Consider the following 15,232-nt stretch of genomic DNA (forward strand, 5'->3'; position numbering starts at 1 on the left):
ATTTTGTAAGCCGTTTTGGTGATAATGAAGATGGTATAAATGAGCGATCATATTTATACCTTATATAGGAGCTTTTTTGCACTCAAAGCAAAAAAATGATATTAAAGCGTTTTCACTCATGATATGATAAACCTATGAAGTAAAAGAAAGATGAGGGAGAAAAATTATGAACTATAAGAAACTTTTAGCTGGTGTCATGACTGCTAGCATGATTCTTTCGACTGGAACTGCACCATCCTTTGCAAAAGCAAAAAAGAAAGCTCCAGTTAAGATCACACTTAACAAAAAAGCTATGACAATCAAAAAAGGAAAAACATTTAGACTTAAGTTAAACGGAACAAAAACTATTGCTAAAGCTTCAGTATCCAACAAAAAGATTGTAAAACTGACACCTGTTAAAAAGAAAAAGAAGGTCGTAAAAAATCAGTGGATCGTTAAGGGCCTTAAGGCAGGTAAAACCAAAGTTACAGTAAAAGCTGGAAAAAGAAAATATGTATGCAAAGTAACGGTAATAGATAAGAAGACTAAGAAAAAAACTTCTGTAAAGAAGCCAACTCAATCATCATCAAAAACTAACGACTCAACAAAGCAAAAAAGTACAACGCCAAATTCTCATACAGCTCAAGCTAATAATACTCAAACGCAAGAACAAAGTACAGCCTCAAAACCATCCGATGAAACGGCTCAGAAACAAGCACAAAATACTGTTCCGACATCTTCTGATGAAACAACTCAGAGTGCTAATACTCAGACGCAAGAACAAAATACAGTCTCAAAACCATCTGAAGAAACAGCTCAGAAACAAACACAAAATACTGTTGCAACACCTTCTCATGAAACAACTCAGAGTGCTAATACTCAGACGCAAGTAGAAAACACGGCTTCAACATCTTCTGATGAAACAGCTCAAACTTCATCATCTCAGCCAACAGATACTAAATCAGAGCAAACTCCACAGACACCTACAAAGACTGATAATACTAGAATTTTCTTTTCTGATGAAACATTAGATGCAATGGCTGGCGATACATCAGGCATATATGGCGTAACTATTAACGTTTTGTCCAATACATACAGTAAATCGGATGTTGTATTCAAATCTTCAAATCCAGAAATTGCAACAGTCGATCAAACGGGAAAAGTGACTCCCAAGAAACAGGGCAGTGCTGATATTATTGCATCTGTTGGTCCACATTCCGCAACAGAAACGATTAAAGTTCATGACGTTACAATGACAAAGCCAGAACTTCCATATAAAGTAAACTTGTACTACACATATAATTACAATAAGATAGCGAGTACAATTGAAATCACAGATATTACTGAAAAAGATAAATCATATGGGTTTAATGGATATATTAACGAAACGATTGATATAAAAGGGAAAGTAACATATGTTGATAAAGATGTTATTTCATTTCCTAATGATGATTTAAGCGTGGGCGTTTTTGATGAAAACAATAAGGACGCAAGTGAAACTTTTTGGAAAGGTGATCACTCAATATTTTATAAACCAGAAGGAAGCACTTTTGAGTTTTCTACAACAAGACAACTGGGGCAAGACAAGACTTATAACTTGAAATTTCTTCCAAGCTCAGAATATTACTACTTGACTAATAAGTCAGATGTTGATAATACAGTTCTTAGTAAGGATTATGATGGAGAATTTGATGCTTATACTGATTGTACTGTCAATATAGGGATGTATTATCATTTTGCCTCAACCTATTATAAGAGATCAGATCTTACATATTCATCTTCTGATGAATCCATTGCGACGATTGATTCTTACGGGAATATGACTGGTAAATCAGTAGGCAAAGTAGATATAACAGTATCGGTGGGATCTCATAAGCTTGTATTACATTACTTTGTTCATGGCTGGAATGCAGAAACACCACAAACACCTTTTAAAGTAAATATGACAGGTTATAAAAATCCAGAACCGCCTGCCACGGCAACAACATCTGTGGATAATTCATTAACAGTAACTCACATTTCTTTTAAGCATTCTTATGTTTCAGATAAAGTTATTTATAAAACAATGTATATTGAAGGAATACTTGATCATGAAACATCCAAAAGCGATTATTATGTCATTCCATTGAAGATTTATGATGATTCCAATCATTTGCTTACTGGTTACAGCGAAAGAGTTAATCCCATTTCTGACGATGGGAAAACATTTAAAGGATCAATCGGTTTTGGATTCACTCGAGATAAAAACTATCGTATTGAATTTGGTGATTCATCAGCTCAAACATCATAATCATCCAATATGCTAAGTAGGCTATATTATTTATGAGCTTGGCGTGATCATTTATTGCTCATAATATTTTTAAAGTACACTTTAAGTGTTTGACTACCAATCATTTAACCGCTCCCATGAAGGGAGCGGTTTTACAAAGTTACTTAAGCATAAGGCTAAAGTCAATATTCAATCAATCGCAAACTTCCTGATATTAATGTGTGTCATAAGATCTGAAAAATTGTTTGATAAATAGATCTATTATGAGACCAGCTATCAGGAAGTTTTGTATATTCAAAAGTAATCTATGAATGCTTGCTTGGAGTTACTGACATTCTCAAATGTGGGATTTCTAGCATACTTGACTTATTTACACTAGCTATAAGCATTCTTTTTGTCAGCAGCTTTATTAAAAAAATAAAAAGCCATCCACGCAATGCGTGTGAACTGACTTACATGATATTTTTATTCGTGTTTTTTCTTTTGCAGAGCTGCATTAAGTGTCCTCGCCTCTTGTCGATAATGCAATACAAACAAAGCATAGATCAGAAAACAGCTGCCGATTTGAATAAACAATGAGAAGATCAGATGAGTCTGCCCCAGCCCGCTTAAAAGTGCCTCCGCCTCTACGACTTCTTTATTCATCGTCGAACTACAAATGATGGCAAACGTCTCCTGATACTGTGGCGAGATTTGTGTTTTCACTTTCATCTTCATCCCTCCTTGCCTCTCTATCATGACGTAAAACATTATTCTTGTGTGTCTACTTGGCATAAGTGGTTTTATTTTATGGCCCAAATGCACAAAAAGCAGCATAGGCTGCTTTACATACCATATATTTTCTTGTGATCTTCTAAAACGCGTGCATCAATGGCTTCCATTTGTCCCATTTTATAAGGTAAAACCGTCACACTGCCATCATTGAGACAAAGACAGTTTAACTGCCCCTTATCCGCTACCGCGAGGCCGCCATCAATCCCGATCTTATTATGATAATCAGGATCATACCAGACATTGAACGACCCATCTTCATTAATAAAACATAATGGCGTATGGCCAAAGATATAAGTAATATGGGGATCACATTCACTTAAATAGAAATACTCACGAATCCAGCATAATAGTTCCGGATCGGTATCGGCTGGGCCTTTGGCTTCGGGATCAACACCGGCATGCACGAGCACGTAGTGGGTGCCCTGGAAGGTGAACTCAAAATAATTAGGCAAGGAATCAATAAAGGCAATAATTTCTTTGATAAAGGTTCGGCGATTATCAAAGTATTCACTATAGGCAATCGCATCTTTCTGTAAGAATTCGCGAATACTGTTGACAGTTTTATAGCCGCCATTTTGTTTCCAAAGACGGAAGGCATTATTGCGGGGATCGTCTAAGTCATCGTATTTCAAGGATTGCGCCAACGCCTGACGCATCATAATTTCATGATTGCCTTTAATCATATAAATATTTGGCATTTCTTTCACAAAATAATAAATATCAATACTATTAGGGCCGCGATCCATAATATCGCCTAAAATAAACAGCTCATCCTCATCAGTGAAATGAATTTTCTCAAGTAATAACTGCAGGAGAACGAACTGTCCATGAAGATCTGAAATCACAAATTTTCTGCCCATTACTGATCACCTGCCTTTTCTCTATTTTACCATATGCATTTGAAAATAGAAAAGAAAAGACCTCTCCCAAAAAAATTCATTGAAGACGGTCATTTCACTTTATGATAAAATAAACGTAGTGAGGTAATTATGGATTCATTTTTCAAAGATATTTATGCCCCCATCATTTTCAAGTGGCTCACTTACCAGCAAGAACATGATGGCATCAAAGTGAGCACCATTGCAAATAATGATATGTACCAAAGTGTTGGTTTTTATGCTCATGATTATACTGGCATCATCACGCTCTGGCACAAAGGCTTTGTGGAAGAAGCGATCAAAAGAAACAGCACTTCAGAATATGTCTTCTATCTCCATTATGCTTTTCAGACCATCCCTCAGTTCATGAAGATGTACCGGGAATTTTATGCCTCGCTCATCAAGCATGCCAAAGAGCGTCTTTATCAGTCAGGCATTGTCTGTGATGGCGGCTTTACGGCGACGATCTTTTCCCAGATGGTCAATGCGGCACTATCATTAACCGATGCCCCGTTAACGACCAAGCCACTCGCTTTTTATCAGCTCAGCCCAGACTCCCCATTGGATGCTTTGTATTTAGCTCCACAAATTGCCGATAAACAAACTTCAATTGCTCATTATTCCTGCCCGATTTATACGATTCCCCCAGAAATATATGGGACGAAAGATACTTACGCTTTTATTCGTCTGATGGAAAAAGATTTACTGTAAAGCTTTCACAAAGCGAGCCGTAATTTCCTGTGGACGCGTAATTGCGCCGCCGACCACCGCCGCAAAAGCGCCGCAGTCAAAGACCTTGGCGAGATCTTCTGGGGTATGGATCTTTCCTTCCGCAATCACTGGCGTGGATAAATCATCACTGAGCTTTTTGATGAGCGCAAAGTCCGGATGATCGAGCTGATGCGAATAAGGGGTATAGCCAGTCAGCGTCGTCGAGACAATATCAAAGCCAAGCTTTTGCGCGTTTACGCATTCTTCATAAGTAGAACAGTCAGCCATCGCGAGGCGCTGATGATCATGAATCATCTTCACCAAATCACTCATCTTCTCATCATTTGGCCGTTGACGACTGGTCGCATCAAGGGCGATGATTTCGCAGCGGGTCCCTAATAATTCTTCGATTTCCTTTTTCGTTGGCGTAATATAAATCTCACTATCGGGATAATTTCTTTTAACAATACCGATGATCGGCAGATCAACGGTTTTTTCGATTTCTAAAATATCTTCCTGAGACTGGGCACGAATACCAACGGCTCCGCCCTGCTTAGCGGCTAAAGCCATCCGTCCCATAATAAAAGAGCTATGGAGAGGCTCATTTGCTAAGGCCTGGCAGGATACAATTAATCCGCCTTTGAGCTTGTCTAAAACATTATTCATCTTTAATATCTCCTTTCGCTATATGTTTTTGTAAAATTTTATCCGTGTACTCATACAAAGCTAACGAGCCTTCCGCAGTGCGACTCTGGCGGCCATAGACCTGTGTTTTTGTGACGCCATGTCCGCGCCAGTCGCCGCCGTCATTCGCATCATTTAACATGAACGGCTGAAGGTTATCCATGGCATGGGCAAACTTGGCTTCAGGCGTCTTCGATTCTTCAAATTCATTGAATAATGCGATCATTTCCTGTTTTTGATCTTCTGGCAAAAGGCCAAATAAATGATCCGCCGCTAAGGCTTCGCGCGCAGCCTGAGTCTTTTTTCCCTCTTCATCATAAGCGTATGTATCCCCCGCTTCAATTTCCACAATATCATGGATCAGACACATCATCATCGTATGGGCAAGATCGATCTCTTCATTGGCATATTCTTTGAGTAAATAAGCCATAATACTCATATGCCAGGCATGTTCAGCATCGTTTTCCCGACGGCCGTGATGTGATAAGTGCGTCTGACGTAAAATATTTTTTTCTTCATCAATTTTTAAGGCAAAAGCCATCTGTTTTTCTAATCTGTTCATTGTCTCCTCCATGATGAAAAAGATACTCCGTGAGTATCTTAATCGAGATCTTTAAAATGGAATTGTTTTTTCCCGCTGGCATAATCACTTACAATCTGACCATGACCATAGAGCTTATACTTATAAGTGACTAAGCCATCTAAACCAACCGGTCCGCGGGCATGGATTTTCGATGTCGAAATCCCTACTTCCGCGCCAAAGCCATAACGGAAGCCATCCGCAAAGCGCGTGGACGCATTGACGTATACGCCAGCTGAATCAACACGATCTAAGAAATAGTCCGCATTTTCCTGATTTTCAGTAATAATCGCATCAGTATGATGAGAACCATACTGATTGATATGATCCACCGCTTCTTTCACATCCGCGACGCATTTAAGAGAAACTTCCAAGTCTAAGTATTCCTTATGGAAATCTTCCATAATTTCTACCGGAATAATCTCATTAACTTCATGAGTGCCATGCATCTTCACATGCGCCTCATCAAATGCCTCCTTTAACATTGGCAAAATATCCTTCGCTACCTTCCGGTTAACTAAGACCGTTTCGACCGCATTGCAGGCAGCCGTATACTGGGTTTTCGCATCAATGACCAACGGAATAATCTTCTTCATATCAGCGTATTCATCGATATAAATACTGCACACCCCGTCGGCATGTCCCATCACTGGAATCTTGGTATGATTCATAATATACTGGACAAAGGCATTCGATCCTCTTGGAATCAGTAAATCGACATCCCCTTCACAGGTTAATAATTCATCAATTTCATTATGCGCCGATACCTGCACTAAGCAGTGACGTGGCAGGCCGCTATCAATGGCCGCCTGATAAATAGTATCGAATAGCACTTTATTTGTATGGGCCGTTTCTTTCCCGCCTTTGAGAATCGCACAGTTCCCGCTTTTTAAACATAAGGTCGAGATCTGCACTAAGGCATCAGGACGCGCTTCAAAGATGACTCCGATGACACCAATTGGCACCGTCACTCTCTTTAACTCTAAACCTTTATCTAATTCACGATCTAACTGGACCTGATGAATCGGATCATCAAGCGTCATTAACATCTGGATGCCGCTGATGACATCTTTCATCTTTCCTTCATCAAATTTTAAACGTTTTTTTACCGCTGCGCTGACACCATTTTCATCAGCTAACGCTAAATCCTCCTGATTGGCCGCAAAAATTTTCTCCGCATTGCTTTCAATCGCTGAGGCAATATGAGCTAAGGCATCGTTACGCATTTCAATACTGCTAGCTGCTAAAGCGGGTGCATCGTGTTTCATCGCACGTGCCATATCTTTTACATTCATGTACATTCCTCCTCGTTCTATTGTATCAAATTTTTAGGATATAAGGTATTCTTTTAACTGCTCTCGATAATAAGCCGGCGCTTCAATAAGCAAGTGAATCCCTTCCGCCGCAAAACGTTCCTTAATCAAGGTCGTTTCTTGGCGCAAACGCTGATAAAGCCCACCTTCTTCATAAGGAATCAGTAAGTGCAAACGCTCTTCATCCTGATAAAGAATGCGCGTCATCGCTTCTTCCAAATCGTCAAGATGTAAATGATCCTTCACTGAAATAAAGACATGGGGATCTTTCGGCACTAAAAATTCCGAAGTCGGGAGATCACACTTATTATACACATAGAGAATTGGCGTCTCTCCAACCCCTAATTCTTTGAGCACCTGCGTAGTTACATTAATCTGGGTCTGAATATAATCACTGCTTGAATCAATGACAAAAACAATCAGATCCGCCTGCGTCACTTCTTCTAACGTTGATTTAAACGCTTCAATTAAGAAATGCGGCAGCTGCGAAATAAAGCCGACCGTATCAATCATAAGCGCTTCCCGCTCTTTGATCATAACCTTACGAGTCGCTGTCTGAAGCGTCGCAAAAAGCATATCTTTGCTTTCTACCTTTTTGCTTGTAAAAAGATTTAAAAGCGATGATTTTCCCGAATTTGTATAGCCGACCAAAGCGATACATTTCATTGTCGAACGCCGTTTGCGCTGCGTCTGCCGATCTTTTTTCACTTCCTTTAACTGCCGTCTCACGCTCGCTAGCGTTTTTCGAATACGACGTCTTTCAAGCTCTAACTGCTGTTCCCCGGCGCCACGGAAACCCGAGCCGCCCTGCTGGGAATATATTTCACTATGCGCTCCTGCAAGACGCGGCAGCTCATAATTAAGACGCGCCATGCGCACCTGCAGCTTCGCTTCTTTGGTCGCTGCCCGGCTTTCAAAAATTCGTAAAATAAGATCCGTACGATCTAACACTGGCACATCAATCAGATCGGTAATATTACGCATTTGCAGCGGGGTCAGCTCTTCATTAAAAATCACCACATCATAAGCATTGGCATAAGCCGCAATCTCATTAAGTTTGCCGGAGCCGATATAAGTGACCTTATTGGGGCTCGCTTCCTGAATCACTGTTTCACTGACGGTAATCGCACAGGCTAAAGCTAATTGTTTGATTTCTTCAATAGAAATCTCTAAATCAAAAGATGAACGATATTTGAGTCCTACTAGTAATCCGACCATAGGCACCTCCTTTGTAGTATTGTACCATATTTATAATTGTATTGAATATTTTGTCTGAAAGTAGTTGCAGGCAGACTGATTTAGATATATATTTAACATATTTTTTGGAACATGATGAGTGATACTTTACCAGAGCTAACACTCATCATTTTTTTCGCTTCCTTTTAATGATTTTCATTACATTTTAACATATTTTAGACAATTATTAAGTGAAGGACTTACTTCCATACATTTTACTCCCTTCAGAAGTGAAAGACTTACTTCCAAATCACTCACTACAGGCTGTAAGTTAAGTTTGCATTTCAGGTTTTTTAAAATTTTGATACAAAACTATTGAAATGGCTTCCGTAACTCCTTATAATAAAGTCATAAAGTAGGAATGATTACTAATAAGTAAAGGAGGTACCCATGGCTGTAAAAATCAGACAATCGAAACAACGTGATGCGATTTTGGCTATCTTACGCCAATCAACCGCTCATCCCACAGCGGAAGACGTTTACAAGCAGGCCCGTGAAGAGCTGCCGGATATTTCGCTGGGAACGGTCTACCGTAATCTCAATTTTTTAGCGGATCACAATCTGATCAGACGCGTGAAAACAAAAGATAATACGGTCCATTTCGATGGAAATATGACCCCGCATTATCACTTTGTCTGTGAAAACTGTGGGCAGATCTACGATATCTTCCCTACTACAGACGCAACGGCTAAACTCATTAGTGAAGTCGAAATGACTGGTCATAAAGTCCACTACTCAAGCATTAACTTTGTGGGTTTATGCGCTGAGTGTGCAAATACATTGGAGGTACAAGAACATGAACTTAAAGAACACTAAAACTGCAGAAAACTTATTACATGCCTTTGCTGGCGAATCACAGGCAAGAGCCCGTTACACTTACTTTGCTTCTCAGGCTAAGAAAGATGGTTATGTACAGATTCAGAACATCTTTGAAGAAACAGCTAACCAGGAAAAAGAACATGCTAAACGCTTAATGAAATTATTAGTAGCTGGCGGCTTAAAAGGCGAATCTTTAAAAGTTGAAGGCAGCTTCCCTATTATGCTTGGCACAACCGCTGAAAACTTAAAGAGTGCCGCTGCTGGCGAAAACGAAGAATGGACAGATATGTATCCAACATATGCAAAAATCGCTGATGAAGAAGGATTCCCTGAAATTGCGGCGATCTTAAGAAATATCGCCCGTGCTGAAAAGATGCATGAAGCGCGCTATCTGACATTATTAAAAGATGTTGAAGATGGTACTTTCTTCAAGAAAGATCACAAAGTATTATGGAAATGTAATAACTGTGGTTTCGTTATTGAAAGCGAAACAGCGCCAGAACGCTGCCCAGCATGTGATCATCCACAGTCATACTTCGAAGTTTACACTTTCCCATTCTTAGATGATTAAAAATATCATTTTCGATATTGGCAATATTCTCTTGCGCTATGATCCCCTTCCTTATTTAAATAGTCATTATGATCATGGCGCAGAGTTATATGCTCTTATCAGCCAATCGAAAGAGTGGCTGATGCTTGATCAGGGCACCCTTACAAATGAAGAAGCGATCGCCGTCTTTACTAAGCAGAATCCGGCTTTGAAAGATGAGATCATCCATTATATGACGCATTGGAGTGAATTATTAACACCGCTTGAAGAACATGTGAACGTCTTCAAGCAAGTCAAAAAAGATTATCATGTCTATTTGCTTTCTAATTTTCACCTAGAAGCATTTCAAATGATGCGTCAGAAATACCCTTTCTTACAGGATGTTGATGGTCAGGTGATTTCCGCAGATGTCCATCAGTTAAAACCTGATCCAGCTATTTATCAGACGCTTTTTACGCGTTATCATCTTCGACCTGAGGAATGTCTGTTTATTGATGATTCAAAGGCTAATATCGATACGGCAAAAAAACTAGGTATGAAAACACTTCATATCCAAGCGAATGATCCCCTTGAAGATCACTTAAAAGTTTTATTAAAATAGCCATGTACTGGCTATTTTTTGTATACAAAAAAGAGTGTTCGATTAATTTTGTTCATCGAACGCTCTTTTTGCCTTCATTAGTAAATCACTAATTTCCGGGTACATCAAATGATCAACGGGTAATGCCTCAAAGGATTTCCGTTCTCTCATTTCACATTCCCCTAACTGACCTAAATCATAAATATTTGCCATAAAACAGATGCCTTGTAAATCATCTTTTGTGAAGTCACAAAGCGGCTGTAAGTTAAATGTGACAGCTCCTGATTCTTCCATCAGGATTCTTTTGGCAGCCATGATCTGGCTTTCCCCTTCTTGAATTGGTCCTCCCTGAAATTCCCAGTTCGCACTTTTCTTATGTCGGCTCAATAATAACTGCGACTGATATGTGGAAATAATGATCGCTATATCATAATGTTCCAGCGTTTCAGGGGCATATGTCTGACAACTCATGAATTTCACCTCGCAGTCCATATTACCATTAATCGTTTCAAAAAGGAATAATTTTCATATAAAAATAGCCTTATTGACTGATAAATGCAAGAAAACTTGTCACCTGACGCTCTAACATCAGAAAATGTTCTTCTCGAAAATGCGGAATATCTTCATCAAAATCAGCCTGCTCTAAGCCAACGCCAGTCTGATGCTCTTTCATGATATCCATCCCCATATAGGCGCACATCTGATTAAGTGCGACTAAGACATACTTGCCGGCGCTGCGCCCAGCCACGCTAGTAAAGGTCACTTTCTTCCCCGTCACATAGGTGCCGTCTTCAAAATGATGGGAGATGGGACGAGAACACCAGTCGAGTAAGTTTTTTAAATAAGCGCTCGGTCCTAAATTATATTCCGATGCAAAGATCCACAAGCCATCCGCTTCCTGCACCTTTTGTAAAACACGATTGACAGCGTCAGGGCGAGGATCCTCTAAATCCGGTGACATAAAAGGCAAATCATGAAAATCTAAGACTTCAATGGTGGCATGACCTTGTAATAAAGCCATTGCCTGCTTCGCAAAAGCTTTATTAAATGAATTCTTTTTTGGGGAACCAATAATAATGAGTATTTTCTTCATCCTACTTCTCCAATGGATCTTTGATCAAACGTGGCTTGAAATAAGCATATAAAGCTACTAATAAGGCATTGATCACAATAATGATAATCAAAATAGCGATTAAGCACAGTTTAAAGAACTCTTCTGGGAAGATATTGATGACCGGATCCACTAAGGGATCCATCAGCCAGTAGTTATTATGAAATAAAAGCTGATGCATCATCGTAAAAGCGGAAGAGAAATCACTTAAACCGACAAAACCAAAAAAGATAAGAATCAACGCTGAAATAATAGCCGTCAGTTTCAGATAACTGACTTCCCGCTCTTTAATCGCTTTTTGAATAAGAAAGAACGCCAAAACAGCACCAATAGGCAAATAGAGCTGTAAGACGATCATCACTTTGCGGACATCCGCAAAGTGAATCAAAGCATGCTTACTTAAGGTAAAGTAAGGTACCTGTAAAGGACCATGATGGAAGATTGATAAATACTGGCAGATCGTCGTAAAAGAGGTGACGATCTGGTCATTGCTTAAACCGGTGACCCGGTTTAAGGCAAAACCATCAATATTCGCTTTATAAATGAGCGGCACAAAGGTCACAAACAGCACCGCTGCATCAATAATCAATGTACTTAAAAGAAAAGCCATCCCGACATCCCGTTTATGGTACGTCATCAGATAGTTTTTCATGGTCTTAAAGTATCTGATTCCTCAACGAGGAAGTCTTCTCCTTTTTGCACTTCATGGCGTACTAAGTCGGGGAAATCCTGCTGGCGTAAACATTCGTAAATACCAATCGCTACCGTATTAGATAAATTTAAAGAACGGGAATCAGCGTACATCGGAATACGCACGCATTCATTAAGATGGGCTCTTAAAATATCATGAGGAATACCATCATGTTCATGACCAAATAAGAGATAATGTTCCCCTGGCATCGTGTAATCTTCTTCCGTATAAGTGCGGTTAGAATAGCGGGTATAGAAATGATAAATACCAGGATTTTTCGCTTCAAACTCTTCCCAGTTTTCATAGATTGTCATATCTAAATCTTTAATATAATCTAAGCCAGCTCTTTTCATATGTTTATCATCTAACGAAAAGCCTAATGGCTTGATCAAATGTAATTTGGTATGCGTGGCGACGCAGGTCCGCATGATATTTCCGGTATTTTGAGGAATGGCCGGATGTACTAAAACAATATGATTCATGTTTATTTCTCCTTTAAAATCTTATACAGTTTCTTTAATGCTTTCGCACGATGAGAATGTTCATTCTTTTCTTCCATACTCATCGTCGCACTGGTTTTATGTAAAGGCGGATAGTAGAAAATCGGATCATAGCCAAAGCCATTTTCCCCTTCAATATGATCATAGATTTCCCCTTCAAACGTTTCTTCGATAGTAATCGTTTCTTCGCCCGGAATGGCTAAAGCCATAGCGCAGACAAAGCGGGCAGTGCGCGGTTTGCCAGAGGCATTGACTAAATCGATAATTTTCTGATTTTTGATATCATATGATGTCTCTTCTCCCATCCAACGAGAAGAATAAATGCCTGGGGCACCATCTAACGCATCAACGACTAAGCCGGAATCATCGGCTAAAACAGGTTTATTGACCATCTTCATCACAGTTTCAGCTTTGATCACCGCATTTTCCACAAATGTCGATCCGGTTTCTTCAATATCCGGATTATGTCCTAACACATCTTTGATGGAATGGATCGTTATGCCAATGTCTTCTAACATGGCTTGAATTTCTCTGATTTTCCCTTGATTGGTACTCGCTACAATAATTTCTTTCATTGTTTTGTCTCCTATTAATCTCATTTATTCTACACTTTTCCCCTTTTTTATGCAAGAATGGAACCAGGAGGTGTATATATGATCAAACAGCTGATTATTAACGCTGATGACTATGGCATGTGTGAAAGTGTAACGCAGGGCATCCTGAAAGGCTTACACGATGGTGTCCTGACATCAACGACCGCTTTTATGAATAGTCCAACAATTGCGCAGGATTTAATATTATTAAAGCATACTTCTTATGGTTTAGGAGTGCATCTCAATGTCACCTTTGGCAAGCCTTTGACAAAAGGACACAGCTTTATCAATAGCGAAGGCTTTTTCAAAAAGCCTAAAGACTATGGTGAAAAGATCATCATCGATGCAAAAGAACTCAAAGCAGAATGGCAGGCACAAATCGAGAAGTTTATTGCCCTGACGCATCATCTTCCAGATCACATTGACTCGCATCACAATATCCACTTACTTTACCCAGAAGTTTTTGATGCTTTAGCGAAGCAGTATCATTTACCAGCACGCTCGATCACCTATCCGTGTGTCCACTTTACCGCTGACAAAGCGCAGTTAGATACGTTTAGACAAATTTTAAATAGCTATGATGGCACTTTAGAAATCATGACCCATCCTGGTTACTGCGATGAAACCTTAAAGCAGTTATCTTCGCTTAATCAAGAGCGAGAAACAGAACTTGCCTTCTGGTGTCAGAGAGAAGTCAAAGAAGCTTTAAAAAACATTCACTTATCGACATTTTAAAAGCCAGGAAAGCCTGGCCTTTTTACGTGTTTTTCATTTTCACAAATCTATTGACGACAAAGTAAGAAAATAAGCCGCAAACTGCGCCTAAACATAAACCGGCTAAAACATCGGTTGGATAATGGACCATCAGATAGTTACGACTAAAGCCTACTAACAAAGCAAAGAGAAGAAATAACCATGAGTATTTCTTATTGAGACTCAGGAATAGCACCATCATTGCGGCCATGATGGAAGTTGAATGACCAGAGGGAAAGGAATAGATTTCTCCTTCGACCGTTGCCCCGGTATATTTCCACCACCGCACATACTCGGCAATATGGGCATTATACGGACGACTGCGTCCAACCACATTTTTAATAAAAATGTTGGTGAAGAGAACGCCTAAAACAATAGCCGCTAATAACGCTAATCCCGTTTTTCTTGTTTTCTTGAAAAACAAAAGGATAATACCTAAGATTAAGACCGGATAACCTTTACTTAAATCACAGGAATAGGATACAAAACGCATAAAGGGCGTGAAAAAACCGTGGGTTGCCACGGCAAAGGCATGAATCGCTTTTAAAATGTTGTAATCAAATGCTTGATGAATCATCATCTTCTCCTTTCACAAAATCTAAAATTTGTTTGAAAAGCTGCGCACAGTCATAAGATGCAAAGACTTGTGGAGCGATGGGCTCCACATGCGCCTGCGGGACGCTTTCCTGAATCTGCGTAAGCGCATAACGCATTTGCGGGGCAACGAGCACGAGTTCATGATCGTTTACCATGTCTTTGACTTCATCATAAGCGGCCGCTTCCACGCTATAAGGGGCGTGGTTATACTTTAAGAACGTGTTCATCTTTTGTGTAAAATAAGCTGATGTCAATCCCCCGCTGCAACAGATAATCACTTTCTTAAGCGGATTTTCTTTCCGAAAGACGCGCATCATGCCATCGAAATTCTTTTTCGCATAGGCATAGCTGGAAAACTGATAATATAAATAGAAGATCACCTGATCATGATACAAAATGATTTCTTCGACAAAGCCATGATCATAGAAAAGAATCTTTCCCACTTTGTCCTGATCATAGAAAAGATATTCGTGATCAGTGACAATAAGATGATCATTTTTCAGTTGTCCTCGTAAATAGTATTTAAAGATTTCCAGACAATCGCGCATAATAAGCCCCCTCTTCATTATATCAATTTTTTATACGCATGTAAAAAAGGTATTCCCTGCCCTTCT

General features: G+C 39.5%; 19 protein-coding genes. 6 read left to right on the top strand and 13 right to left on the bottom strand.

Annotated features, from left to right (window positions below):
• The first annotated feature begins 166 nt into the window (after positions 1 to 166).
• Complete coding sequence (locus tag SG0102_RS13285) at positions 167 to 2,269, top strand: Ig-like domain-containing protein (protein WP_125120380.1); 2,103 nt, start codon at positions 167 to 169, stop codon at positions 2,267 to 2,269.
• Positions 2,270 to 2,713: 444 nt separating this feature from the next.
• On the opposite strand, the gene SG0102_RS13290 is transcribed toward SG0102_RS13285, so the two are convergent.
• Positions 2,714 to 2,959 carry a hypothetical protein gene (locus SG0102_RS13290; RefSeq protein WP_125120381.1) on the bottom strand — a complete coding sequence of 82 codons (246 nt, stop codon included), beginning with the start codon at positions 2,957 to 2,959 and terminating at the stop codon, positions 2,714 to 2,716.
• A 113-nt stretch (positions 2,960 to 3,072) separates the two neighbouring features.
• Positions 3,073 to 3,882 carry a metallophosphoesterase gene (locus SG0102_RS13295; RefSeq protein WP_125120382.1) on the bottom strand — a complete coding sequence of 270 codons (810 nt, stop codon included), beginning with the start codon at positions 3,880 to 3,882 and terminating at the stop codon, positions 3,073 to 3,075.
• A gap of 129 nt (positions 3,883 to 4,011) precedes the next feature.
• On the opposite strand from SG0102_RS13295, the gene SG0102_RS13300 reads away from it, so the two are divergent.
• Positions 4,012 to 4,611, top strand: a complete 600-nt coding sequence (locus SG0102_RS13300) for a hypothetical protein (protein ID WP_125120383.1) — start codon at positions 4,012 to 4,014, stop codon at positions 4,609 to 4,611.
• Here the strand turns inward: SG0102_RS13300 and SG0102_RS13305 are convergent.
• Genes SG0102_RS13305 through hflX form a run of 4 tightly spaced genes read right to left on the bottom strand, consistent with a single transcriptional unit; the run spans position 4,603 to position 8,406 of the window.
• Positions 4,603 to 5,277, bottom strand: coding sequence for an N-acetylmannosamine-6-phosphate 2-epimerase (locus SG0102_RS13305; RefSeq protein ID WP_125120384.1), 675 nt, complete (start codon positions 5,275 to 5,277; stop codon positions 4,603 to 4,605). The two genes, SG0102_RS13300 and SG0102_RS13305, sit on opposite strands and share 9 nt — an antisense overlap.
• Positions 5,270 to 5,857, bottom strand: coding sequence for an HD domain-containing protein (locus tag SG0102_RS13310; RefSeq protein WP_197715046.1), 588 nt, complete (start codon positions 5,855 to 5,857; stop codon positions 5,270 to 5,272). Before SG0102_RS13310 ends, SG0102_RS13305 begins: the two co-directional genes overlap by 8 nt.
• 38 nt (positions 5,858 to 5,895) lie before the next feature.
• Entirely contained in the window at positions 5,896 to 7,170 is a 1,275-nt protein-coding gene (locus SG0102_RS13315) for a glutamate-5-semialdehyde dehydrogenase (protein ID WP_125120386.1), read from the bottom strand.
• A 33-nt stretch (positions 7,171 to 7,203) separates the two neighbouring features.
• Positions 7,204 to 8,406 carry a GTPase HflX gene (hflX, locus tag SG0102_RS13320; protein WP_125120387.1) on the bottom strand — a complete coding sequence of 401 codons (1,203 nt, stop codon included), beginning with the start codon at positions 8,404 to 8,406 and terminating at the stop codon, positions 7,204 to 7,206.
• 408 nt (positions 8,407 to 8,814) lie between these two features.
• Here hflX and SG0102_RS13325 point away from each other — a divergent pair, with 408 nt between their 5' ends.
• The 3 genes from SG0102_RS13325 to SG0102_RS13335 are packed head-to-tail and all read left to right on the top strand — an operon-like array spanning position 8,815 to position 10,394.
• A complete protein-coding gene (locus tag SG0102_RS13325) occupies positions 8,815 to 9,240 on the top strand; it encodes a Fur family transcriptional regulator (RefSeq protein WP_125120388.1) in 426 nt (141 codons plus the stop codon).
• Positions 9,221 to 9,814 carry a rubrerythrin gene (gene rbr, locus SG0102_RS13330; RefSeq protein ID WP_125120389.1) on the top strand — a complete coding sequence of 198 codons (594 nt, stop codon included), beginning with the start codon at positions 9,221 to 9,223 and terminating at the stop codon, positions 9,812 to 9,814. Before SG0102_RS13325 ends, rbr begins: the two co-directional genes overlap by 20 nt.
• Positions 9,807 to 10,394: an HAD family hydrolase gene (locus SG0102_RS13335; protein ID WP_125120390.1), complete on the top strand. Its 588-nt coding sequence runs from the start codon at positions 9,807 to 9,809 to the stop codon at positions 10,392 to 10,394. Before rbr ends, SG0102_RS13335 begins: the two co-directional genes overlap by 8 nt.
• A 42-nt stretch (positions 10,395 to 10,436) precedes the next feature.
• Here SG0102_RS13335 and SG0102_RS13340 read toward each other — a convergent pair whose 3' ends face one another.
• The 5 genes from SG0102_RS13340 to SG0102_RS13360 all read right to left on the bottom strand — a co-directional run bounded on the left by SG0102_RS13340 (position 10,437) and on the right by SG0102_RS13360 (position 13,250).
• Positions 10,437 to 10,844: an NUDIX domain-containing protein gene (locus SG0102_RS13340; protein ID WP_125120391.1), complete on the bottom strand. Its 408-nt coding sequence runs from the start codon at positions 10,842 to 10,844 to the stop codon at positions 10,437 to 10,439.
• Positions 10,845 to 10,914: 70 nt separating this feature from the next.
• The gene (locus tag SG0102_RS13345; protein ID WP_125120392.1) at positions 10,915 to 11,466 is read right to left on the bottom strand and encodes an NADPH-dependent FMN reductase; all 552 of its coding nucleotides are present in this window, start codon (positions 11,464 to 11,466) and stop codon (positions 10,915 to 10,917) included.
• Between the two features lies 1 nt (position 11,467).
• Positions 11,468 to 12,136, bottom strand: a complete 669-nt coding sequence (locus SG0102_RS13350; protein WP_125120393.1) for a TIGR01906 family membrane protein — start codon at positions 12,134 to 12,136, stop codon at positions 11,468 to 11,470.
• A complete protein-coding gene (locus SG0102_RS13355) occupies positions 12,133 to 12,657 on the bottom strand; it encodes a tRNA (cytidine(34)-2'-O)-methyltransferase (RefSeq protein ID WP_125120394.1) in 525 nt (174 codons plus the stop codon). Before SG0102_RS13355 ends, SG0102_RS13350 begins: the two co-directional genes overlap by 4 nt.
• 2 nt (positions 12,658 to 12,659) lie before the next feature.
• The gene (locus tag SG0102_RS13360; RefSeq protein ID WP_125120395.1) at positions 12,660 to 13,250 is read right to left on the bottom strand and encodes an XTP/dITP diphosphatase; all 591 of its coding nucleotides are present in this window, start codon (positions 13,248 to 13,250) and stop codon (positions 12,660 to 12,662) included.
• Positions 13,251 to 13,328: 78 nt separating this feature from the next.
• Here SG0102_RS13360 and SG0102_RS13365 point away from each other — a divergent pair, with 78 nt between their 5' ends.
• Positions 13,329 to 14,003, top strand: coding sequence for a ChbG/HpnK family deacetylase (locus tag SG0102_RS13365; RefSeq protein WP_157983062.1), 675 nt, complete (start codon positions 13,329 to 13,331; stop codon positions 14,001 to 14,003).
• Positions 14,004 to 14,025: 22 nt separating this feature from the next.
• Here the strand turns inward: SG0102_RS13365 and SG0102_RS13370 are convergent, their stop codons facing one another.
• Together SG0102_RS13370 and SG0102_RS13375 are read right to left on the bottom strand one after the other, a co-directional pair.
• Positions 14,026 to 14,598 carry a phosphatase PAP2 family protein gene (locus tag SG0102_RS13370; protein WP_157983063.1) on the bottom strand — a complete coding sequence of 191 codons (573 nt, stop codon included), beginning with the start codon at positions 14,596 to 14,598 and terminating at the stop codon, positions 14,026 to 14,028.
• Complete coding sequence (locus tag SG0102_RS13375; protein WP_157983064.1) at positions 14,579 to 15,166, bottom strand: PTS sugar transporter subunit IIB; 588 nt, start codon at positions 15,164 to 15,166, stop codon at positions 14,579 to 14,581. The genes SG0102_RS13370 and SG0102_RS13375 overlap by 20 nt, the downstream gene beginning before the upstream one ends.
• Positions 15,167 to 15,232 lie beyond the last annotated feature (66 nt).

The organism is Intestinibaculum porci (assembly GCF_003925875.1).
GTDB lineage: Bacteria > Bacillota_I > Bacilli_A > Erysipelotrichales > Coprobacillaceae > Intestinibaculum > Intestinibaculum porci.